18 protein-coding genes are annotated in these 21,664 nt (G+C 63.5%); 7 read left to right on the top strand and 11 right to left on the bottom strand.

Annotated features, from left to right (window positions below):
* Positions 1-360: 360 nt before the first annotated feature.
* From NKJ90_RS31595 to NKJ90_RS31605, 3 genes are read right to left on the bottom strand one after another with little or no spacing between them, the layout of a single operon-like run.
* Complete coding sequence (locus tag NKJ90_RS31595) at positions 361-1,758, bottom strand: dihydrolipoamide acetyltransferase family protein (protein ID WP_023763006.1); 1,398 nt, start codon at positions 1,756-1,758, stop codon at positions 361-363.
* A 1-nt stretch (position 1,759) separates the two neighbouring features.
* Positions 1,760-2,773, bottom strand: a complete 1,014-nt coding sequence (locus NKJ90_RS31600; RefSeq protein ID WP_023763007.1) for an alpha-ketoacid dehydrogenase subunit beta — start codon at positions 2,771-2,773, stop codon at positions 1,760-1,762.
* Between the two features lie 3 nt (positions 2,774-2,776).
* Complete coding sequence (locus NKJ90_RS31605; protein ID WP_031261424.1) at positions 2,777-4,009, bottom strand: 3-methyl-2-oxobutanoate dehydrogenase (2-methylpropanoyl-transferring) subunit alpha; 1,233 nt, start codon at positions 4,007-4,009, stop codon at positions 2,777-2,779.
* 495 nt (positions 4,010-4,504) lie between these two features.
* Between NKJ90_RS31605 and holA the strand changes: the two genes are divergently transcribed.
* Complete coding sequence (gene holA / locus NKJ90_RS31610; RefSeq protein WP_023763009.1) at positions 4,505-5,551, top strand: DNA polymerase III subunit delta; 1,047 nt, start codon at positions 4,505-4,507, stop codon at positions 5,549-5,551.
* A 252-nt stretch (positions 5,552-5,803) separates the two neighbouring features.
* Here holA and NKJ90_RS31615 read toward each other — a convergent pair whose 3' ends face one another.
* The 5 genes from NKJ90_RS31615 to mnmE all read right to left on the bottom strand — a co-directional run bounded on the left by NKJ90_RS31615 (position 5,804) and on the right by mnmE (position 11,794).
* Positions 5,804-6,694: a ParB/RepB/Spo0J family partition protein gene (locus tag NKJ90_RS31615; RefSeq protein WP_023763010.1), complete on the bottom strand. Its 891-nt coding sequence runs from the start codon at positions 6,692-6,694 to the stop codon at positions 5,804-5,806.
* A gap of 77 nt (positions 6,695-6,771) precedes the next feature.
* Entirely contained in the window at positions 6,772-7,572 is an 801-nt protein-coding gene (locus tag NKJ90_RS31620) for a ParA family protein (protein ID WP_023763011.1), read from the bottom strand.
* 51 nt (positions 7,573-7,623) lie between these two features.
* Positions 7,624-8,259, bottom strand: coding sequence for a 16S rRNA (guanine(527)-N(7))-methyltransferase RsmG (gene rsmG / locus NKJ90_RS31625; protein WP_023763012.1), 636 nt, complete (start codon positions 8,257-8,259; stop codon positions 7,624-7,626).
* Entirely contained in the window at positions 8,256-10,136 is a 1,881-nt protein-coding gene (gene mnmG, locus NKJ90_RS31630) for a tRNA uridine-5-carboxymethylaminomethyl(34) synthesis enzyme MnmG (protein ID WP_023763013.1), read from the bottom strand. The genes rsmG and mnmG overlap by 4 nt, the downstream gene beginning before the upstream one ends.
* 326 nt (positions 10,137-10,462) lie before the next feature.
* Positions 10,463-11,794 (bottom strand): tRNA uridine-5-carboxymethylaminomethyl(34) synthesis GTPase MnmE, encoded by a 1,332-nt coding sequence (gene mnmE, locus NKJ90_RS31635; RefSeq protein ID WP_023763014.1) that lies wholly within the window; start codon positions 11,792-11,794, stop codon positions 10,463-10,465.
* Positions 11,795-11,854: 60 nt separating this feature from the next.
* Here mnmE and NKJ90_RS31640 point away from each other — a divergent pair, with 60 nt between their 5' ends.
* Positions 11,855-13,867 (top strand): thioredoxin domain-containing protein, encoded by a 2,013-nt coding sequence (locus tag NKJ90_RS31640; protein WP_352487617.1) that lies wholly within the window; start codon positions 11,855-11,857, stop codon positions 13,865-13,867.
* 150 nt (positions 13,868-14,017) lie between these two features.
* On the opposite strand, the gene rho is transcribed toward NKJ90_RS31640, so the two are convergent.
* The 3 genes from rho to hemE form a co-directional block, all read right to left on the bottom strand.
* Complete coding sequence (gene rho, locus NKJ90_RS31645) at positions 14,018-15,283, bottom strand: transcription termination factor Rho (protein ID WP_031261426.1); 1,266 nt, start codon at positions 15,281-15,283, stop codon at positions 14,018-14,020.
* A 236-nt stretch (positions 15,284-15,519) separates the two neighbouring features.
* The gene (hemJ, locus tag NKJ90_RS31650; protein ID WP_023763018.1) at positions 15,520-16,056 is read right to left on the bottom strand and encodes a protoporphyrinogen oxidase HemJ; all 537 of its coding nucleotides are present in this window, start codon (positions 16,054-16,056) and stop codon (positions 15,520-15,522) included.
* The gene (gene hemE / locus NKJ90_RS31655) at positions 16,056-17,087 is read right to left on the bottom strand and encodes a uroporphyrinogen decarboxylase (RefSeq protein WP_023763019.1); all 1,032 of its coding nucleotides are present in this window, start codon (positions 17,085-17,087) and stop codon (positions 16,056-16,058) included. The genes hemJ and hemE overlap by 1 nt, the downstream gene beginning before the upstream one ends.
* A gap of 406 nt (positions 17,088-17,493) precedes the next feature.
* Here hemE and NKJ90_RS31660 point away from each other — a divergent pair, with 406 nt between their 5' ends.
* The 5 genes from NKJ90_RS31660 (at position 17,494) to dnaQ (ending at position 21,405) form a co-directional block, all read left to right on the top strand.
* The gene (locus tag NKJ90_RS31660; protein WP_023763020.1) at positions 17,494-18,315 is read left to right on the top strand and encodes a pyruvate, water dikinase regulatory protein; all 822 of its coding nucleotides are present in this window, start codon (positions 17,494-17,496) and stop codon (positions 18,313-18,315) included.
* Positions 18,316-18,598: 283 nt separating this feature from the next.
* Complete coding sequence (locus NKJ90_RS31665; protein WP_023763021.1) at positions 18,599-19,198, top strand: Maf-like protein; 600 nt, start codon at positions 18,599-18,601, stop codon at positions 19,196-19,198.
* Positions 19,191-20,033, top strand: a complete 843-nt coding sequence (locus NKJ90_RS31670; protein ID WP_023763022.1) for a shikimate dehydrogenase — start codon at positions 19,191-19,193, stop codon at positions 20,031-20,033. Before NKJ90_RS31665 ends, NKJ90_RS31670 begins: the two co-directional genes overlap by 8 nt.
* Positions 20,030-20,626: a dephospho-CoA kinase gene (gene coaE / locus NKJ90_RS31675; RefSeq protein ID WP_023763023.1), complete on the top strand. Its 597-nt coding sequence runs from the start codon at positions 20,030-20,032 to the stop codon at positions 20,624-20,626. The genes NKJ90_RS31670 and coaE overlap by 4 nt, the downstream gene beginning before the upstream one ends.
* Positions 20,627-20,700: 74 nt before the next feature.
* A complete protein-coding gene (dnaQ, locus tag NKJ90_RS31680; RefSeq protein WP_023763024.1) occupies positions 20,701-21,405 on the top strand; it encodes a DNA polymerase III subunit epsilon in 705 nt (234 codons plus the stop codon).
* The last annotated feature ends 259 nt before the right edge of the window (positions 21,406-21,664 follow it).

Below are 21,664 nucleotides of genomic sequence, written 5' to 3' on the forward strand. Positions count from 1 at the left end.
CCGCTCAGCCACAAACGACTCAAGGCACGATGGGCCGATCAAAACCTGCTTAGCCTCTTTACTCATATGCGATAGCCCTGCCCTCGAGGGGGAGATGTCGCCGAAGGCGACAGAGGGGGTCGCCGGGCGTAGAGCGCCTGCCTGCATCTGTCGCGCAAGGCGGTCGCGTCCAGTCGTACCGACCCCCTCTGGCCTGCCGGCCATCTCCCCCTCGAGGGGGGAGATTGGATGTCACCTCGGCTTTCGCCAATCTCCAAAACTTAGAGAGAGGCGGGGATGGCGAAGCTGCCGATCTCCCTCCTTGAGGGGGAGATGCCTGGCAAGGCAGAGGGGGGCGCTGTCCCGCCGACATCTCCGCCCTCAATCCACAAAAATCAGCGCCGGCGTTTCCAGCAGCGTCTTGATGCGCTGGATGAACACCGCCGCGTCCCAGCCGTCGATGACGCGATGGTCGAAGCTGGACGACAGGTTCATCATCTTGCGCGGGATGAACTGGGTGCCGTCCCACACCGGCCGCACCATCATCTTGTTGACGCCGATGATCGCCACTTCCGGATGATTGATGACCGGCGTCGTCGCCACGCCGCCCATGGCGCCAAGCGAGGTGATGGTGATGGTCGAGCCGGACAGCTCGTCGCGGGTTGCCGTGCCCGACTTGGCCGCCTCGGCCAGCCTGATGATCTCGGCGCCGCACTCCCAGATGTCGCGCGCCTCGGCATGCTTGACCACAGGCACCACCAGCCCCGACGGCGTCTGCGCGGCGATGCCGATATGAATGCCGCCATGCTGGTGGATAATGCCGGCCTCGTCGTCGAACAGCGAATTGAGATTGGGCTGGTCCGATATCGCCTTGACCATCGCCCGCATCAGGAACGGCAGCAGCGTCAGCTTCGGCCGCTCCACGCCCGGGCGCTTCTCCTTGTTGAGTGCGGCGCGCAGCTCCTCCAGCGCGGTGACGTCGATCTCCTCGACATAGGTGATGTGCGGGATGCGCGATTTCGACAGCATCATCTTCTCGGCGATCTTGCGCCGCAAGCCGACCACCTTGATGTCCTCGACCGCGTCGTTGCGGGCGAGGCCCCTGGCGACCTGCGGACCGTGTGCCAGGAAAGCCTCGATGTCCTCATGGCCGATGCGGCCGGCCGGGCCGCTTCCCGCAACCTGCCGCAGATCGATGCCGGCCTCTTTCGCCCGCAGGCGAACAGCCGGCGACGCCAGCGGCTTTTCACCTTCGGGACGCGGCGCGCCGGTGGGCCCGACAACTCTGGACGTCGGCGCAGTACCCCCACCCCTAGCCTCTCCCCACAAGGGGGAGGGGGATTCTGTCTCGGCCGCCCGTAAGCGGGTATCTGATTCCCTGGCGCCGGTAATTCTTGGCGCATTCTTGGACGTGGCTGACTTGGCGTCGGCCTTCGTGGTTGAAACGCGTCCCCCTCCCCCTTGTGGGGAGGGGCTAGGGGCGGGGGTACTCTCAGCCGTGACTTTTGCCGGCGCCGCACCCCCCACATTGCCCTCGCCCGCCACCTTCAGCCGCACGATGGGCGAGCCGATTGCCACCGTGTCGCCGATCTCGGCGCCCAGCCACAGGATTTCGCCATCGACCGGCGACGGAATTTCGACCGTCGCCTTGTCGGTCATGACGGCGGCGAGCACGCTGTCCTCGCGCACGATGTCGCCGACCTTGACGTGCCATTCGACCAGTTCGGCCTCGGCGACACCCTCGCCGACATCGGGCAGCTTGATGATGTGCTCGCCCATCTCAGGCCTCCATGGTTTCGATGAGAGCGCGGCCAACGCGGGCGGGGCCGGGGAAGTAATCCCACTCCTGCGCATGCGGATAGGGCGTGTCCCAGCCGGCGACCCGCGTCACAGGTGCTTCCAGATGGTAGAAACAGTTTTCCTGCACCAGCGCCGACAGCTCGGCGCCGAAGCCCGACGTCAGCGTCGCCTCGTGCACGATGACGCAGCGTCCCGTTTTTTTCACCGAAGCCACGATGCTGTCGAGGTCGAGCGGCAACAACGTCCTGAGATCGATGATCTCGGCATCGATGCCGGTTTCCTCGGCGGCGGCCTGCGCGACATAGACCATGGTGCCATAGGCGAGCACGGTGATGGCTGACCCTGGCCTGCGGATCGCCGCCTTGCCGAGCGGCACCGTGTAGTGGCCGTCGGCGACCTCGCCGAGCGCATTCTTCGACCATGGCGTCACCGGCCGGTCGTGATGGCCGTCGAAGGGACCGTTGTAGAGCCGCTTCGGCTCCAGGAAGATCACCGGGTCCGGGTCCTCGATCGCCGCGATCAGCAGCCCCTTGGCGTCATGCGGATTGGACGGCACCACGGTCTTCAGCCCCGACACATGGGTGAACAGCGCTTCCGGGCTCTGGCTGTGCGTCTGGCCGCCAAAAATGCCGCCGCCGGTCGGCATCCGCACCACGATCGGGCAGGTGAAATCGCCATTGGAGCGGTAGCGCAGCCGCGCCGCTTCCTGGGTCAGCTGGTCGTATGCCGGATACATGTAGTCGGCAAACTGAATCTCCACGCACGGTTTCAAGCCATAGGCGGCCATGCCGATGGCCGAGCCGACGATGCCGGATTCGCTGATCGGCGCATCGAAGCAGCGGCTCTTGCCGTATTTGGCCTGCAGGCCTTGCGTGCAGCGGAAGACGCCGCCGAAGAAGCCGACATCCTCGCCGTACACGACGACTTTGCTGTCGCGCGCCATCGACACGTCCATGGCGTCGCGGATCGCCTCGATCATGGTGCGTCTCGGCATGGCTCAGACTCCCGCCTGCTGGCGCTGGCGCCGCAGATGCGGCGGCATTTCGGCGTAGAGGCCCTCGAACATGTCGCGCGTCGAAGGCTTGCCGCCGGCATGCAGCGTGCCGTGGCTTTCCGCTTCTTTCTGCGCCGTGATCACCGTGTCGAGGATTTCCGCCTCGGCCTGGGTGTGCCGCTCCTCCGACCAGACACCGAGCGCGATGAGATGGTTCTTCAGCCGCACGATCGGGTCGCCGAGCGGCCAGGCGTCGGATTCGGTCTTTGGGCGGTAGGCAGAGGGGTCGTCCGAGCTCGAATGCGCGCCGGCGCGGTAGGTGACATATTCGACCAGCGTTGGCCCGAGATTGCTGCGCGCACGCTCCGCCGCCCATTTGGCGACCGCATGGACAGCGAGATAGTCGTTGCCGTCGACGCGCAGCGACGGGATGCCGAAGCCGAGGCCCCTCGCCGCGAACGTGCCCGAGCCCCCGCGCGCGATGCCCTGGAAAGTCGAGATCGCCCACTGGTTGTTGACGACGTTGAGCACGACGGGTGCCTTGTAGGTGGAGGCGAACACCAGCGCCGAATGGAAGTCGGACTCGGCCGTCGAGCCGTCGCCGATCCAGGCCGCGGCGATCTTCGAATCATTGCTGATGGCCGAGGCCATCGCCCAGCCGACCGCCTGGATATACTGCGTCGCCAGATTGCCGGAGATCGAGAAGAAGCCGTGCTCCTTCGACGAATACATGATCGGCAATTGCCGGCCTTTCAGCGGATCGGCCTCGTTGGAATAGATCTGGTTCATCATCGTGACCATCGGATAGCCGTCGGCGATGAGCAGGCCGGCCTGCCGATAGGTCGGGAAATTCATGTCGCCCGGCGCCAGCGCCTTGCGGAAGGCGCAGGACACCGCCTCTTCGCCCAGATTCTGCATATAAAACGAGGTCTTGCCCTGGCGCTGCGCCATCTGCATGCGCGCGTCGAAGGTCCTGAGCGTCATCATGTGGCGCAGGCCGGCCAAAAGCTCGTCGCTGGAAAGCAGGCCGGCCCAGGGCCCAACGGCCTCGCCAGTGCGGTTCAGCACGCGGATGATCGAGAAAGCATGATCGCGGATGGTGCGCGGATCGACAGAGATTTCGGGGCGCGGCACCGAGCCGGCCTTCGGGATCGGCACATTGGAAAAGTCAGGCGTTCCGCCCGGTCGCACTTCCGGCTCCGGAACGTGAAACCGCAACATCCCAGCATCGGCCATGACCAAGTCCTCCAATGTTGCCTGGCGCCGATAGTTGCATATCTGCACGGCCAGTGCGAATTCGTCGGGCAAGCCTTCAGTCCCGGCCGCGCCGGCCGATGCAGCCTCCCCAGCACCAAGATGTAGATATGTCTGCGAAATTTCTTGTCGATGTTGGGGTGTGGCGCGCAATTAGGGGGAAGGTTGGGCTGGGTTAGCGGTCAGATAAGGCAAGTCGGTGGGTGAATACTCACCTTGCAGCGTTGATAGTAGGCGAAAGCGGCGAAGCGGCTATCTCCCCCCTCGAGGGGAGATGTCGCCGAAGGCGACAGAGGGGGTCGCCCAACGTGAAGCGCCAACCTCCATCTGCCGCAAGGAGGTCGCATCCGGTCGAACCGACCCCCTCTGGCCTGCCGGCCATCTCCCCCTCGAGGGGGGAGATTACGCGCACCATCCTTTGCCCCAGCCACCGCAGCCCCGTTCACGCCGACCCCGCCCTGTGCTAACCAACCCGCCATGGCACAGAAGAAAGCTTACGAGGTCGATGGTTGGCTGGCGCGGCCGGACCAGCGCATCTCCATTATCCTGCTTTATGGCCCCGACCGCGGCCTCGTCTCGGAGCGCGCGAAGGCTTTTGCCGGCAAGACCGGCCTGCCGCTCGACGATCCCTTCTCGGTGGTCCGGCTCGAAGGCTCGGAGGTCGACCGTGACGCGGGCCGGCTGCTCGACGAAGCCCGCACCGTGCCGATGTTTTCCGATCGGCGCCTGCTCTGGGTGCGCAATGCCAGCGGCCAGAAGGCGCTGGCCGACGACGTCAAGGCGCTGACGGCAGAGCCGGCACGCGATGCGATCATTCTCATCGAGGCCGGCGATCTGAAGAAGGGCGTCGGGCTTCGCGCCATCGTCGAGGCTGCCGACAATGCCATGGCTTTGCCTTGCTATGCCGATGAAGCCCGCGACATCGACGCCGTCATCGACGACGAGCTCCGCAAGGCCGGCATGTCGATGACCATGGAGGCGAGACAGGCGCTGCGCCGCAATCTCGGGGGCGATCGGCTGGCCTCGCGCGGCGAGATCGAGAAGCTCGTGCTCTACGCCCATGGCCAGCAGGAGATCGGGCTTGAAGAGGTCAAGGCGATGTCGGGTGACGTTTCCGGCGCGTCTTTCGATGACGCGGTCGACGCGCTGCTCGAAGGCAAGATCGGCGACTTCGACACCGCCTTTACCCGGCATTGCCAGTCCGGCGGACAGCCCTTCCTGGTTCTGTCCTCGGCGATGCGGCAGTTGCAGCAGATCCAGGCCATGCGCGGCCAGATGGATTCGGGCGGCCGCAATGCGGCTTCCGTCGTTGCCGCCGCCCGCCCTCCGGTGTTTTTCTCGCGCCGCAAGCTGGTGGAGAAGGCGCTGGAGCGCTGGAGCACCGACGCGCTCGGCCGCGCGCTGATCCGGCTGCAGACGGCGGTCCTGCAGACGCGCCGGCGGCCGGATCTTTCCGTCGCGCTAGCGCGACAGGCGCTGCTTGGCATTGCGGTGGAAAGCAGCCGATTGGCGCAGCGCGCCTGATCTCCCCCCCTTGAGGGGGAGATGTCGCCAAAGGCGACAGAGGGGGTCGCCTGACGTGAGGCGCCGACCTCTTCTTTGCTTCCGCAAGGGCGTCGGCGCTTAATGTGAGGCGACCCCCCCTGGCCTACCGGCCATCTCCCCCTCAAGGAGGGAGATTCGCGGCTTCGCCGATTTCGCCAATCACCAACGCTGCAAAGAGAGAAGACCGGCAATCGCCAGTCATGCTCGTGCCGCTGACAATTCGCCGGCTAACTACCGCTCCTGCTTCAGCCTGCGGCACAGCTCATCAAGCTGCTCCAGAGACCGATATGCGATGCGCAGCACGCCACCCTTGCCCTTGTGTTCCACGGACACGATCATGCCGATCGTATCCGTCAACAGCTTTTCCAACGCCAGCGTGTCGGGGTCTTTCTGCTCCGGGCTCGGCGCCGGACTGGCCTCTTTCGTGCTGCTGCTGCCGGCCGGCATCTGCGCCAGCGCTTCGGCCTGGCGAACCGACAGCCCCTCTTCGACAATGCGCTTGGCAAGGCCGGCCGGATCTTCCGCCGTCACCAGCGTGCGGGCGTGCCCTGCCGACAGCTCGCCGTCGACCAGCATGTCGCGGATCACGTCCGGCAGCTTGAGCAGCCGCAGCGTGTTGGCGACATGGCTGCGGCTCTTGCCGATCACCTGGCCGAGATCGGCCTGGGTGTAGCCGTGCTCGTCGATCAGCTGCTGATAACCAAGCGCTTCCTCGACCGCATTGAGGTCGGTGCGCTGGACATTCTCGATGATTGCCAGTTCCAGCGCCGTGCGGTCATTGACCTCGCGGATGATGACCGGGATCTCGGACAGGCCGGCGCGCTGTGCCGCACGCCAGCGCCGCTCGCCGGCGATGATCTCGTAGCGGCCGGCCTGTGTCGGCGAAGGCCGCGCCACCACCGGCTGGACCACGCCATGCTCTCGGATCGACTGGGCAAGGTCCGTCAGTTCGGCGTCGCCGAAATGCCGCCGCGGATTTTTCGGGTTTGGCGTCAGGAATTCGATCGGCACCTTGCCGTCGGCGCTCATGCCCGGCTTTTCCGGTGCTGCCGGACGGTCGATCTCGCCGATCAGCGCTGCCAGCCCACGGCCCAGTCTCTTTCTCGAAAGGTCGTCGCTCATCTTTGTTCCAAAGTCCCGTATATCCAAAAAGCGATCGTTTCGGCCTCGAACCGACTTTAACTATGCATCCGATCTCATCAAGCGGCGCGCAATTTACGCTCGCGGCGGATCACTTCCGACGCCAATTGCAGATAGGCCTGGCTGCCCGAGCATTTCAGGTCGTAGAGGATAGCCGGCTTGCCGTAGGACGGCGCCTCTGACACCCGCACATTGCGCGGAATGATGGTCTCATAGACTTTGTCGCCCATATGCGCGCGAACATCCTGCACCACCTGGTTGGCGAGATTGTTGCGGCCGTCATACATGGTCAGCACGATGCCTTGGATAATAAGGTCCGGATTGATCGAGCGGCGCACCTGCTCGACCGTCTCCAGCAATTGGCTGAGGCCTTCCAGCGCGAAGAACTCGCACTGCAGCGGCACAAGAACGGAATCGGCCGCCGCCATTGAATTCAACGTCAAAAGGTTGAGCGAAGGCGGGCAATCGATCAGCACATAGCCGAACGGTGCCCCGCGCTCGGTCGCGGCGCGCAGCGCATTGCGCAGCTTGAGCACCCGGTCCGGCGCCGAGGCTATTTCCATTTCAATGCCAAGCAGGTCGAGCGTCGACGGCACGATCGACAGGCCGGGCACGGCTGTCGGGATCGCTGCGGCTTCCAGATCCAGCTCGCCCGTCAGCACGTCATAGGACGAGACCGTCCGATCCTTGCGGTCGATGCCGAGGCCGGTGCTGGCATTGCCTTGCGGATCGAGATCGACGATCAGGACCTTTTCGCCGATCGCGGCCAGCGCGGTCGCCAGGTTGATGGCGGTAGTGGTCTTGCCGACGCCGCCCTTCTGGTTGGCTACGGTGATGATTCGGGGGCCACTCTTCATCATGGGTCTATGCCAGAAATTCATTTCGGGTCGCTTCGGGTCGCCTGGAGCAGATCAGACAGGTCGCAAGTTCGACAATTCGAGAATGACGCCGCCGCTGGCGTCGGTCACACTTGGATGTTCTACCAGATCGAAGGACCATCGGTGAACGCTTTCTTCCACTTCGGCGCGGTAATCCCGGCCTTTGTGAAACAGGCCACGCGCACCTGAAATCAGCCATGGCGCCGACAGGTCCAGCAGGGTCGAAAGCGAGGCGAGTGCCCGTGCCGTGACGATTTGCGGTGCCGAAACAAGCGCATGGCTGTCATCGATGCGGCGCGCCACGACCCGCGCCGGCAGGCTGAACTGCCCGACGACGGCCTGCAGGAACGATGCCTTTTTGCGATTGCTTTCAACCAGATCGATGCTGGCGCCGTCACGCTCGGCAAGCAGGAAAGCCATGACAAGGCCGGGAAATCCGCCGCCAGACCCCAGATCTACCCAGCGCGTCGCATAGGGCTCGATTCGCGCCAACTGCGCGCTGTCCAGGATGTGACGCTGCCAGACATCGCCAGCCGTCGATTGCGCAACGAGATTGATGCTGCGATTCCATTTCTGGAACATCTGCTCGAATGCCACCAGCCGATCGAATGTTTCACGTGAAACCGGGCCTGCCGCGTCCTGCAGGCTCTTCCATGAAGAAGAAGTCACGCAACATCCCTTTGTGGACGCAGGGCGCTCTCCGCGTGGCGAACATGCGCGACAATGATCGCCAGCGCCGCCGGCGTCATGCCTTCCATGCGCTGGGCGTCGGCGATGGAGCGCGGCCGCCGCGCCTGGATCTTCTGCTTCAACTCGTTGGACAGGCCTGGTACGCCCGCGAAATCGACCGCCTCCGGGATCAGCCGGCCCTCCTCATGCCTGATCTGCGCCACATCCGTCTTCTGCCGATCCAGGTAAACCGAATATTTGGCTTCCGTTTCGAGGCGTTCCGCCGTCTTGCCGTCGATTTCCGCAAACCGCGAATCGACACCGGCCAGCCAGGCCACATCGACATCGGGATAGGACAGCAATTCATAGCCGGACCGGCGCACGCCATCCCGGTTGACCTCCAGCCCGTGCCGCGCCGCTTCATTGGGGGTCAGGGTGAGCGAGCGAGCCAGGTCCCGCGCGTCATCGAGGCGATGCATGACAGCCCCATAGCGCTGCATCCGCTGCGTCGAGGCGATGCCCAGTTTCCCAGCCAGGGGTGTCAGCCGCTCATCTGCATTGTCGGCGCGCAGCGACAGCCGGAACTCGGCACGCGAGGTGAACATCCGGTAGGGTTCGCTGATGCCGCGGCTGGTCAGGTCGTCGACCATCACGCCGATATAGGCTTCAGTGCGGCTGAGCACGATCCGCTCGCTGCCTGACGCGCGCCGCGCCGCGTTGAGGCCGGCGAGCAAGCCTTGCCCGGCCGCCTCTTCATAACCGGTCGTGCCGTTGATCTGGCCGGCTAGGAAGAGGCCACCGATGCGCTTTGTCTCCAGCGTCTGGTGCAGCTCGCGCGGATCGACATGATCATATTCGATGGCATAGCCGGGCTGCAGCATGGTGGCGCGCTCCAACCCCGGAATGGTTTTCAACAGGTCGAGCTGCACATCTTCAGGCAGAGAAGTCGAAATCCCATTGGGGTAGACGGTATCGTCGTCGAGCCCTTCCGGCTCGAGGAAGATCTGGTGCCCGTCCCTGTCGCCGAACTTGACGATCTTGTCCTCGATCGAAGGGCAATAGCGCGGCCCGACCCCTTCGATCGAACCGGAATACATGGCGGAGCGGCCGAGATTGAGGCGAATCAACTCATGTGTGGCCGTCGTCGTGCGCGTGATGCCGCAGTCGATCTGAGGTGTCTCGATGCGGTCCGTCAACAGCGAGAACGGCACCGGATCCTCATCCGCGGCCTGGCTATCCAGCGACGCCCAATCGATCGTCCGACCGTCGAGCCGCGGCGGCGTACCGGTCTTCAGACGTCCGAGCTTGAAACCAGCCCGGTTCATCGTCGCAGACAGGCCAAGACTCGCCTGCTCGTTCATCCGGCCGGCGACGATCTTCGTCTCGCCGATATGGATGAGCCCGCGCAGGAAGGTTCCGGTCGTCAGAACGACCGCGCCACAGACAAGCCGCCGGCCGTCGGCCAGGAGAACCGCCGCAATCTGCCCGCCGGCGATCTCGAAGTCCAAGACCTCGCCCTCGACCACGTCGAGATCGTTCTGCTGCCGAATCGCTTCCTGCATGGCAAGGCGATAGAGCTTTCTGTCGGCCTGCGTGCGGGGTCCGCGCACCGCAGGACCCTTGCGGCGATTGAGCAAGCGGAACTGGATCCCGGCAGCATCCGCCACCCGGCCCATCAGGCCGTCCAGGGCATCGATCTCGCGAACCAGGTGGCCCTTGCCGAGTCCGCCGATTGCCGGATTGCAGGACATGACACCGATCGTGTCGAACCGCAGCGTGACCAGCGCGGTCTTGGCCCCGGCGCGCGCAGCCGCGCCCGCCGCCTCGCACCCCGCGTGGCCGCCGCCCACCACAACCACATCATAGTGATTGGTCATAACAAACTTCCCAGACTCAATGATGAGGGACACATGTCCCCGTGGGGCGGTGCTGTCAAGAAAACTCCGCAGCGAGTTTCACGTGAAACAAGATGGCGGGGAGTTGCAGCGGTGTTTCACGTGAGTCATTTGCAGTGAGGCCGTTCGCTGGAGCCCTGCCAACTTTCGTCATCCACGGGCGGAGCGGGAGCGAAGCGGAAGCGCAGACCCGAGGATGACGAGACGTTAAGCGTTTCCGCCAATTGCCAACGCGTGCAGTCCGCAAGCGCCGTCAGGCCTCTGCGCCAGAAACCAACTCCTGTTCGAGGCCCACGGTTTCACGTGAGTCATTTCCCAATGCAGAACTGCGAGAAAATCACGTCCAGCATGTCCTCGACGTCGATGGCGCCGACGATTCGGCCGAGGCGATCGGCGGCGAGCCGCAGTTCCTCGGCGCGCAATTCCTGTCCGACAGCCAGGCTGTCGGTGGCGCGAAGCAGATGGCGGTTGGTCTCACCAAGCAACTCGACATGGCGCAGACGCGATGGAAGGATATCGCCGGCGCTGCCGGTCGCCTCAGCGGCGCGACGGCCGATTTCCGCCAGCAATGCCTCCACGCCGGTCCCGGCCCTCACCGAGATGACAAGATCATAGTTCGCGGCCGCGTCGCTTGCCGCGCGACTATCCAGCAGATCGAGCTTTGTGCCGACCCGCAAGCTCGGCGCACCGGTCGGCAACGAACCGATGGGCCTGGGGTCCGCGACGTCCTGCAGCAGCAGCAACAGGTCGGCCCCATGTGCCTTGGCTCTGGCCTTCTCGATGCCGATCGCCTCGACCTTGCCCGGCGCATCGCGCAGGCCGGCGGTGTCGACCAACCGGACTCGAATCCCCCCCAGGTCGAGCACCACCTCGAGCAGATCGCGCGTCGTGCCGGGTTCATCCGTTACTATAGCGGCATCCCGCCGCGCCAGGGCGTTGAACAGACTCGACTTACCGGCGTTAGGCGCACCAAGGATAACCACCTCGAAGCCGTCACGGATGATTTCGGCAGCGCGAAATCCGGCAATGTGGCTGTCGATTTCGCCGATCATCGTCCGGACATCGGACCAGACCGTGTCCGAAACGGAACCGGGGACATCGTCCTCATCGGCAAAATCGATCTCCGCCTCGATCATGGCCCGGGCATGAATCAACCTTCGCCGCCAGCCAAGATAGAGTTCACTCTGGGCGCCCTCGGCATTTTGCACCGCGAAGCGCCGCTGCGCCTCGGTCTCGGCATTGACGAGATCGGCCAGTGCCTCGGTCTCGACCAGGTCGACCTTGCCGTTAAGAAAGGCGCGGCGCGTGAATTCACCGGGTTCGGCGTGCCTGACGCCGTCAAAACTGGTGATTACCTCCAGCATCGCAGCCACCACGGCGCGTCCGCCATGAACGTGGAATTCCGCGACATCCTCGCCGGTAAAACTGGCCGGTCCGGGAAAGAAAACGACCAGGCCCGTATCCAGCACTGTCCCGTCGGGTGCCCGCAGCCTGCGCAAAACCGCCGAGCGGTCCTTAACCATAGTGCCGGCAATCGTTTCGATCACGAATCGAGTCTGCGAGCCGGAAATGCGGATGACGGCGACGCCCGCCGGCAGTCGACCGCTTGATAACGCAACGATGGATTCGCCTGAAATCATTTGCCCGCTTTGCCGAACCGCCCTACGTCCATATGACTACTCCCAACCGAGTTTGCGATCGTGACGCTACCCGCACAAAATCTGCTTGCCGAAGAAGCCAGCCCCTATCTAAAGCAGCACAGCGGCAATCCCGTGCACTGGCGGGCCTGGTCGCCGGCTTCGCTCGAGGAGGCGAAGGCGCTGGATAGGCCGATCCTGCTCTCGGTCGGCTATGCCGCCTGCCACTGGTGCCATGTCATGGCGCATGAAAGCTTTGAAAACGACGACGTCGCCGCCGTCATGAACCGTCTGTTCGTCAATATCAAGGTCGACCGCGAAGAGCGCCCGGACATCGACCAGATCTATATGGCCGCACTCTCCTCCATGGGCGAGCAAGGCGGCTGGCCGCTGACCATGTTCCTGACCCCGGACGGCAAGCCATTCTGGGGCGGCACCTATTTCCCTCGCGAGCCGCGCTATGGCCGCTCCGGTTTCATCCAGGTAATGCAGGCGGTGGACAAGGCGTGGCGCGAGAAGAGGGCAAGCCTGAACCAGAGCGCCGACGGCCTGACGGCCCATGTCGAGGCGCGGCTCGCCGGTTCGCATGCAAGGACAGCACTCGACCGGGATGCGCTGGTGGAACTTGCCAAGGGCATCGACGGCATGGTCGACCGCGATCTTGGCGGCCTTAGCGGCGCGCCGAAATTCCCCAATGCCCCGTTCATGCTCACGCTCTGGCTGTCCTGGCTGCGCGACGGCAATGCCAGCCATCGCGACGACGTCCTGCTCAGCCTCGAACAAATGCTGAGCGGCGGCATCTACGACCATATTGGCGGTGGGCTCAGCCGCTACTCGACCGATGCCGAATGGCTGGTGCCGCATTTCGAAAAAATGCTCTATGACAACGCCCAGTCCATCCGCTTCTGCAACTGGGCCTATGCGGCGAGCGGCAACGAATTGTTCCGGCTACGAATCGAAGAGACGGTCGACTGGCTGCTGCGCGAAATGCGCGTCGACGGCGGCGCCTTTGCCGCCAGTCTCGACGCCGACAGCGATGGCGTGGAAGGGCTGTTCTACACCTGGAGCAGGGAAGAGGTTGAAGACGCTCTCGGCGACGATTCTACCTTGTTTTTCAAATACTTCACGCTGTCGAGCCCGCATGGCTGGGAAGGCAAGCCAATTGTCCACCAAACCCGCTCCCAGCAATCGCAAAGCGTCATCGAGCGTGAAAAACTCAGCCCGCTCAAGGCGAAACTTCTCGCTGTGCGGGAAGAGCGGGTCAGGCCCGGCCTTGATGCAAAGACGCTCACCGACTGGAACGGCCTGATGATTGCAGCGCTTGCCGAGGCCGGTCGATCATTGGCCCGGCCTGACTGGATCGACGCGGCGGCAAAGGCCTTTGCCCATATCAGCGCCGCCAGCCGCGACGGCCGCTTGCCGCATTCGATGCTCGGCGCCAGGAAATTGTTCCCTGCTCTGTCCAGCGACTACGCCGCCATGAGCAATGCGGCGATCTCGTTGTTCGAAGCGTCCGGCGATTGGAATTATGTCGACCAGGCTAGCCGGTTCATCGGACAGTTGGACCTGTGGCACGCTGATCCCGAAGGAACAGGCTATTACCTGACCGCTTCGGACAGCGCCGACGTGCCGATCCGCATCCGGGGCGATGTCGACGAGGCCATCCCGTCAGCGACGGGCCAGATCATCGAAGCGCTGGTCCGGCTGGCGTCCGTCACCGGCGATCTCGACCTGCAGGAGAAAGCCTGGAAGATCGCCGAGCACGCTGCCGGCCGCGCTGCGCATCAGGCCTATGGCCAGGCCGGCATCGTCAATGCCTGCGCGCTGGCCATCGAGCCGCTCAAGCTGGTCATCATCGATGCATTGGACGACCCGAAGCTCGTTCCGGTTGCGAATCGAAGCCCGGATCCACGTCGCGTGGATATTGTCGCGGCGATCGGTACGGCTGCGAATCGACCCATGTTGCCCGGCGGAATCCTGCCGCCGACCGACAAGGCGGGTGCGTGGTTCTGTACGGGACAGGTTTGCCTGCCGGTGGTTACGGATGCTGGGGAGTTGGAGAAGCTGTTGAGGTGACACCCTCCCCCTTGTGGGGAGGGTCGGCTCGCGATCGTAGCGAAGCATGGATCGTGAGACGGGGCGGGGGTAAATCGCCAACTTCGGTGCTGACCCCCACCCCGCTCCGCTGCGCGGATCGACCCTCCCCACAAGGGGGAGGGTAAACTCCTACGTATTCATCGAATCGAAGAAATCCGCGTTGGTCTTGGTCTGCTTGAGCTTGTCGATCAGGAACTCGATCGCATCGGTGGTTCCCATCGGCGCCAGGATGCGGCGCAGCACGAAGATCTTCTGCAGGTCCTGCTTGGAAACCAGCAAATCTTCCTTGCGGGTGCCGGACTTCAATATGTCCATGGCCGGATAGATGCGCTTGTCGGCCACCTTGCGGTCGAGCTGGATTTCGCAGTTGCCGGTGCCCTTGAACTCTTCGAAGATGACTTCGTCCATGCGGCTGCCGGTATCGATCAGCGCGGTGGCGATGATGGTCAGCGAACCGCCTTCCTCGATGTTTCGCGCCGCACCGAAAAAGCGCTTCGGCCGCTGCAGCGCGTTGGCGTCGACACCGCCGGTCAGCACTTTGCCGGATGACGGCACCACGGTGTTGTAGGCGCGACCGAGGCGGGTGATGGAATCAAGCAGAATGACGACGTCGCGGCCATGTTCGACAAGGCGCTTGGCCTTTTCGATGACCATTTCGGCGACCTGCACGTGGCGAACAGCCGGCTCGTCGAAGGTCGACGAGATCACCTCGCCCTTCACCGAGCGCTGCATGTCGGTCACTTCTTCCGGCCGTTCGTCGATCAGAAGCACGATCAAATAGCATTCCGGATGGTTGGCGGTGATCGAGTGGGCGATGTTCTGCATGAGAACGGTCTTGCCGGTACGCGGCTGCGCATTGATCAACGCGCGCTGGCCCTTGCCGATCGGCGCGACCAGGTCAATCACGCGCGCCGAGATATCCTTGGTTGTCGGATTGTCGATCTCCATCTTCAGCCGCTTGGTCGGATAGAGCGGCGTCAGATTGTCGAAGTGGATCTTGTGACGGATCTTTTCTGGATCGTCGAAATTGATCGTGTTGACCTTGAGCAGCGCGAAATAGCGCTCGCCCTCTTTCGGGCTGCGGATCGGCCCTTCGACCGTATCGCCGGTCTTCAGCGAAAAGCGCCGGATCTGCGACGGTGAAATATAGATATCGTCGGGACCTGGCAGATAATTGGCGTTGGCCGAGCGCAGGAAGCCAAAACCGTCCTGCAGCACCTCGACCACGCCGTCGCCGATGATCTCGACGTCCTGGGCAGCCAGCTTTTTCAGGATCGCGAACATCAGTTCCTGCTTGCGCATGACGCTGGCGTTCTCGACCTCGAGCGATTCGGCATAAGCGATCAGCTCTGGCGGTTTCTTGTTCTTGAACTCGGCGAGTTTCATTTCTTGCATAGACGGACCTTGAATAGATGGAGTCTGGGTAAGCTTTGGGAAAATATCGGCGGGATGCGACAAATGCCGGGCGCGGCCGAAGACACTGAGGGGCGGCGCATGACGGGAAGGAAGACCCGTCTTTTATCGTCGGTCGGTTGAAAGAGCAAGCTGCGTTTTGCGAGACCCGATAAAGGCCCGCAGCGCATCATGCAGCTATTGTCCCAAAGCCGGGGACCACCCTTGCGCGACAAGCGTCAGAACGGCTTGACGACAACCAAAATGACGATGGCGATCATCAGCAATGTGGGGATCTCGTTGACCATTCGCCAGTGCCTGGCGGGCTTTTCGTTGCGGTCCTCGGCGAATTTGCGCACAGCGCCGGCCAGGTAGCCATGAACGGCGGACAGCAGAAGCACCGCCCCGATCTTGGCGTGCAGCCAGCCGCCCTCGAAACCAAAGCCTTTCCAGGCGAGCCAGAGACCGAATACCCAAGTGACGATCATCGCCGGATTGACAATGCCGCGCAGCAGGCGCCGCTCCATCACCTTGAAGGTCTCCGACTGCACGGAACCCTTCTCGGCATCGGCGTGGTAGACCAGCAGCCGCGGCAGATAGAGCATGCCGGCCATCCACGAGATGACGGCAAGGATATGGATCGCCTTGGCCCACGGATAAAAACTGTTGGGCGCCGCGAGATACAAAAGCCCGGTGAGAACGACCAGCACCGCGATACTGATCGTCATGCGCATCATCGCCTGCCCGGTGCTGTTCGCGTTCTTCATCTCGGCCATCAGCGTGTCGCACTCCGCACTTGTCTCACCATCGCCTCGACATGGGCGATCGGCGTCTCCGGCGTGATGCCGTGGCCGAGATTGAAGATCAGCGGCCCCTCTCCCAGCGCTTCCAGGATCGCTTCGACGCCGTCGGACAGTGCCTTGCCGCCTGCCACGAGCCGCAAGGGATCGAGATTGCCCTGAACCGCACCTAGGCGCTGCAAATCCTTCGCCGCCTCCAGGGGCACCGTCCAGTCGATCCCCAGCCCCGTTACGCCGGTCTTCTGGCGGTAGGTCTGGTAGCGGGCGCCGGCGCCCTTGGGAAAACCGATGATCGGAACATCGGGATGAACGGCCCGAATTTGCCTGACGATCACCGCCACCGGCTGCACGCAGAACTGTTCAAAGCAGGCGCCGTCGAGCACCCCTGACCAGGAATCGAAAATCTGCACCACATCCGCGCCGGCCTCGATCTGACGGATGAGATAGGCGGCCGAATGATCGGCGAGCACTTTCAGCAGTCGTTGAAAGGCCGCCGGCTCGCGGTAAGCAAAAAGCCGGGCCGGCGCCTGGTCGGGCGTGCCATGGCCGGCGATCATATAGGTCGCCACCGTCCACGGTGCCCCGCAGAAGCCGATCAGGGTCGTCTCGTCTGGCAGTTTGGCCCGCAGCCGGCGAACCGTCTCGTAGACCGGTTCGAGATTCACGTGAAACAGCTTGCTTTCCAGAGCCGCAATCTCCGGCGCCGTGATCGGCGTCAGCAGCGGCCCTCGCCCCTCTTCGAAGCGGACGTCGCGGCCAAGCGCATGCGGGACGACGAGGATGTCCGAGAACAGGATCGATGCATCGAAACCAAAACGCTCGATCGGCTGCAAGGTCACTTCGACGGCAAGGTCTGGGTCATAGCAGAGATCCAGGAAGGAACCGGCACGCCTGCGTGTCTCCCGATACTCCGGCAGATAGCGCCCGGCCTGACGCATCATCCAGAGCGGAGGCGGAAAGTGAGCCTTGCCCTTCAGCACGTCCAGCATGATCCGGTTCGGGGGCATCGAGCGCTCGCTTCTCCCAGCCTCTTCTATAATCAAAGATTCTTATATCTAAGATTCTTCTGATTCTAAGAGTCTGTTGGTTCTGGTGGTTGTCACCTGTCCCGCTTTGCCCCGGAAAACACCAGCCAACATATTGTCGCGTGCTTCTTTTTCCAAACTGCAGGGTTCTGGGGACGAACAGGAATCCGCCTCTGGAGTCAAAGCGTTACGAGACGTGGGGAAAAGCCCGCCCTGTGGACAGGCGAGAGGCAGGGAAAGCCGTCCCCGGATTTGTCCCCAGCCGCCCGGCGAAGCTGACAGAGCAACGAATTGTGGACAAACCACCTTCTGATACAGTCGCGTCCGATCGGCCCGTCTTTTCATCCCGCTCTATCCACAGATGCCCACAGCCCCAGGTGACCCCCCTGTGAACAAACCCCAAAGCTTCTTCCATCTGCATCTGATTTCCGACGCGACCGGCGAAACGCTGCTCGCCGCCGGCCGGGCGGCTTCGGCGCAATACAAGGATGCGCGCGCCATCGAGCATATCTATCCGCTCATCCGCACCGAAAAGCAGGTAGCGAAAGTGTTCGAGGACATCGAGGAAGAGCCCGGCATCATTCTCTATACGGTCGTCGACCAGAAGCTGGCGCGCGGCATCGACGAGCGCTGCGCGACGATGGGGCTGCCCTGTGTGTCGGTGCTGGAGCCGGTACTGACCGTGTTCCAGTCCTATCTCGGCACGCCGGCCGGCCGCCGCGTCGGCGCCCAGCATGTTCTCGATGCCGAATATTTTCGCCGCATCGACGCACTGAATTTCACCATGGACCATGATGACGGCCAGCTGCCGCTCAACATGGACGATGCCGATGTCGTGCTGATCGGCATCTCGCGCACCTCGAAGACGCCGACCAGCATCTATCTCGCCAACCGCGGCATCAAGACCGCCAACATCCCGATCGTGCTCGGCGTGCCGGTGCCGGAAAGCCTGGTCAACGCCAAGACACCGCTGATCGTCGGGCTGGTCGCCACCGCCGAGCGCATCTCGCATGTCCGGCAAAACCGCCTCCTCGGCACCAGCAGTTCTTACGAGGCATCGGACTATGTCGACCGCGCCGCTATTAGCGAAGAGCTCGCTTATGCCCGCCAGATCTGTACGCGACATGGCTGGCCGATGATCGATGTCAGCCGCCGCTCGATAGAGGAAACGGCGGCTGCGATCGTTGCCCTGAGGGGGAAGAATAGATAGTTGGAGCCGTGCGCAACCACAGGCTTGAGATAGTGTCTGAAACGTCGCGATCCTTCGCACCCCCCTCTGCCCTGCCGGGCATCTCCCCCTCCAGGGGGGAGATCGGCGACTTCGGGGGCCGCACCTTCTGTTCAACGTTAAAAATTGGCGAAAGCCGAACCTACATCCAATCTCCCCCCTTGAGGGGGAGATGTCCGGCAGGACAGAGGGGGGCGCTGTCCCGCCAACCTTTGGCAACCCTGTGCACTGCGGCGGTCAACGACGATCAACCAGGCGAAAGAAAATGACCGAGAAAATCATCCTCGCTTCAGGCAGTCCGTTTCGCAAGGCGATGCTGGTCAATGCCGGCGTCGACGTCGAGGCGGTTCCGGCCGAGGTCGACGAGCGGGCGCTCGAGGCGCCTATGCAGGATAGCGGTGTCTCGCCTGAAGATGTCGCTCTGGTGCTGGCCGAGGCCAAGGCCACCGAAGTCAGCGAGCGCAGGCCGGGCGCCCTGGTGCTCGGCTGCGACCAGACGCTGTCGCTCGGCGACGAGGTGTTCCACAAGCCGGCCGATAGGGAAGGCGCGCGCCGTCATTTGCTGGCGCTGTCTGGCAAGACCCATCAGTTGAACAGCGCCGCCGTGCTGGTCCGCGACGGCGCGGTGCTGTGGCGACATGTCGGCATCGCCTCGATGACCATGCGCAAGCTCGACCCAGCCTTCATCGGCCGCCATCTCGCCCGCGTCGGTGCCAAGGCGCTGGGAAGCGTCGGCGCCTACCAGATCGAAGGCGAAGGCATCCAGCTGTTCGACAAGATCGAGGGCGACCATTTCACCATTGTCGGCCTGCCGCTGCTGCCGCTGCTGGCCGAACTGCGCACGCTCGGAGCGATCGATGGTTGAGGCGACAAGGAAGGCCTTCGTTACCGGCCACCCGATCAAGCATTCGCGCTCGCCGAAGATCCACGGATATTGGCTGGCCAAGCATGGCATCGACGGCAGCTATGAGGCGATCGATGTCGCGCCGGCAAACTTTGCCGGGTTCGTGAAGACGCTGCAGGCCAACGGCTATAGCGGCGGCAACATCACCATCCCGCACAAGGAGGCGGCTTTCGCGCTGGCCGACAACCGCGACCAGGCGGCGCAAGACATCGGCGCCGTCAACACGCTGTGGTTCGAGGACGGCATCTTGTGGGGCGGCAACACCGATGCGCACGGCTTTGCCGCCAACCTCGACGATCATGCGCCGGGCTGGGCGAGCAACGGCCCGGCGGTCGTGCTCGGCGCCGGCGGCGCGTCGCGCGCCGTCATCCATGCGCTGAAGCAGCGTGGCGTTGACGACATCCGCATCGTCAACCGCACGCTCGCCCGGGCTATGGAATTGCGCGATCGTTTCGGCGCCGGCGTTTCGGCACATGGCATGGCGGCGACCGGTGAACTGCTTGCCGATGCTGGCCTGCTGGTCAACACCACCGCACTCGGCATGCATGGCAATGAAGGCCTGTCCGCCGATCCCGCTTTGCTGCCCGACCACGCCGTCGTCACCGACATCGTCTACGTGCCGCTGGAGACGCCGCTGCTTGCGGCGGCCCGCGCGAGAAACCTCAAGGCCGTCGACGGCCTCGGCATGCTGCTGCATCAGGCGGTGCCCGGCTTCGAGCGCTGGTTCGGCATCAGGCCGCAGGTGACGGCTGAGCTCCGCGCGCTCATCGTTGCCGATCTGGTACCGAAGCCATGATCGTGCTCGGCCTCACCGGCTCGATCGGCATGGGCAAGTCGACCACGGCCAAGATGTTCGTCGAGGCCGGCGTGCCGGTCCATGATTCCGACGAGGCGGTGCATCGCCTCTATGCCGGCAAGGCCGCGCCCCTTGTCGAGGCGGCCTTTCCCGGCACCACATCCGCCGGCGTAGTCGATCGGGCAAAGCTTGGCGCGCGTGTTCTCGGTGACGCCGCCGCCCTGAAGCGGCTGGAAGCGATCATCCATCCACTGGTGCGCGCAGACGCCGACGCTTTTCTGGCGCGTCATCGTGCCGCCGGCGCGCCGATTGCCGTCCTCGACATTCCGCTGCTGTTCGAAACCGGCGGCAGCGACCGCGTCGACAAGGTCGTCGTCGTCACCGCGCCACCCGAAATCCAGCGAGAACGCGTTCTGGCGCGGCCTGATATGACCGAGGAAAAACTGGATTCGATCCTGGCCAGGCAGGTGCCAGATGCGGAAAAACGCAAGCTGGCCGACTTCGTCGTCGATACCGGCCAGGGATTGGGCTCCGCCCGCGCCGCCGTGGCTGCCATCATTGCCGAACTCTCCGGGGATAAGGTGCACTCCTGACACCACCGCGTCAGCATACCCATTGCCATTTTGTTCCGGTCTCACGATTCTGCTCCTTTGGAGCGACTGATTCGATGCGTGAGATTATTTTCGACACCGAAACCACCGGCCTCGATTCGCGCGACGACCGCGTGATCGAGCTTGGCGGCGTCGAGCTGGTCAACCGCTTTCCGACCGGAAAGACCTTCCACCACTATATCAACCCGCAAGGACGTGCGATCCACGCCGAGGCGCAGGCCGTGCACGGCATCAGCGCCGCGGACCTCGCGGGCAAGCCGACCTTCGCTGAGATTGCGCAGGAATGGCTGGACTTCACCGAAGGCGCCAAGCTGGTCGCCCACAACGCCACCTTCGATGTCGGCTTCCTCAATGTCGAATTCGGCCGTCTCGGTCATCCCCTCATCGACAACGGTGTTGTCGTCGACACGCTGGCGCTGGCGCGCCGCAAGCATCCGATGGGCCCCAATTCGCTCGACGCGCTCTGCCGGCGCTATGGCATCGACAACACGAAGCGTACCAAGCACGGCGCCCTGCTCGATTCCGAATTGCTGGCCGAGGTCTATATCGAGCTGATCGGCGGCAAGCAGGCAGCCCTCATCCTCGACAGCGCCACCGCGCCGGCGCAAGGCCGCGAGAACGTCCGCCAGATCGAGATCATCATCAGCCAGCGCCCGGCATCCTTGCCGCTCCGCCTGACCGAAGCCGAGCGCGCCGCGCACGCCGGCATGGTCGCGACGTTGGGCGAGAAGGCGCTGTGGCTGAAGGTTGCGGCTGGCTAAGCAAGACGGGACCAATGCCGTTCGCGGCGATCCTTCACACCCCCCTCTGTCCTGCCGGACATCTCCCCCTTGCGGGCCCCGCAAGGGGGGAGATCGGATGTCGCTTCTGCTTTCGCCAATCATTGACGTTGTAAAGTGAGCACCGATGCTGAAGCTGCCAATCTCCCCCCTTGCGGCAGGGGAATCGCATATGAGTAAGAGTAAGTCTTGCGTTGAGTGGAAAGGTTGATTCTTTAGGGGCCTTCTCTTTGAAGAGGAG

The organism is Mesorhizobium sp. M0051 (genome assembly GCF_040323235.1).
GTDB lineage: Bacteria > Pseudomonadota > Alphaproteobacteria > Rhizobiales > Rhizobiaceae > Mesorhizobium.

What these genes read in the sequence shown, in the direction of transcription:
- NKJ90_RS31600 (WP_023763007.1), bottom strand. Translation starts at nt 2,773, where the DNA reads ATGCCGAGACGCACCATGATCGAGGCGATCCGCGACGCCATGGACGTG.
- NKJ90_RS31615 (WP_023763010.1), bottom strand. Translation starts at nt 6,694, where the DNA reads ATGAGCGACGACCTTTCGAGAAAGAGACTGGGCCGTGGGCTGGCAGCG.
- holA (WP_023763009.1), top strand. Translation starts at nt 4,505, where the DNA reads ATGGCACAGAAGAAAGCTTACGAGGTCGATGGTTGGCTGGCGCGGCCG.
- NKJ90_RS31595 (WP_023763006.1), bottom strand. Translation starts at nt 1,758, where the DNA reads ATGGGCGAGCACATCATCAAGCTGCCCGATGTCGGCGAGGGTGTCGCC.
- hemJ (WP_023763018.1), bottom strand. Translation starts at nt 16,056, where the DNA reads ATGGCCGAGATGAAGAACGCGAACAGCACCGGGCAGGCGATGATGCGC.
- dnaQ (WP_023763024.1), top strand. Translation starts at nt 20,701, where the DNA reads ATGCGTGAGATTATTTTCGACACCGAAACCACCGGCCTCGATTCGCGC.
- NKJ90_RS31605 (WP_031261424.1), bottom strand. Translation starts at nt 4,009, where the DNA reads ATGGCCGATGCTGGGATGTTGCGGTTTCACGTTCCGGAGCCGGAAGTG.
- rho (WP_031261426.1), bottom strand. Translation starts at nt 15,283, where the DNA reads ATGCAAGAAATGAAACTCGCCGAGTTCAAGAACAAGAAACCGCCAGAG.
- NKJ90_RS31665 (WP_023763021.1), top strand. Translation starts at nt 18,599, where the DNA reads ATGACCGAGAAAATCATCCTCGCTTCAGGCAGTCCGTTTCGCAAGGCG.
- hemE (WP_023763019.1), bottom strand. Translation starts at nt 17,087, where the DNA reads ATGCCCCCGAACCGGATCATGCTGGACGTGCTGAAGGGCAAGGCTCAC.
- NKJ90_RS31670 (WP_023763022.1), top strand. Translation starts at nt 19,191, where the DNA reads ATGGTTGAGGCGACAAGGAAGGCCTTCGTTACCGGCCACCCGATCAAG.
- mnmG (WP_023763013.1), bottom strand. Translation starts at nt 10,136, where the DNA reads ATGACCAATCACTATGATGTGGTTGTGGTGGGCGGCGGCCACGCGGGG.
- mnmE (WP_023763014.1), bottom strand. Translation starts at nt 11,794, where the DNA reads ATGATTTCAGGCGAATCCATCGTTGCGTTATCAAGCGGTCGACTGCCG.
- NKJ90_RS31620 (WP_023763011.1), bottom strand. Translation starts at nt 7,572, where the DNA reads ATGATGAAGAGTGGCCCCCGAATCATCACCGTAGCCAACCAGAAGGGC.
- coaE (WP_023763023.1), top strand. Translation starts at nt 20,030, where the DNA reads ATGATCGTGCTCGGCCTCACCGGCTCGATCGGCATGGGCAAGTCGACC.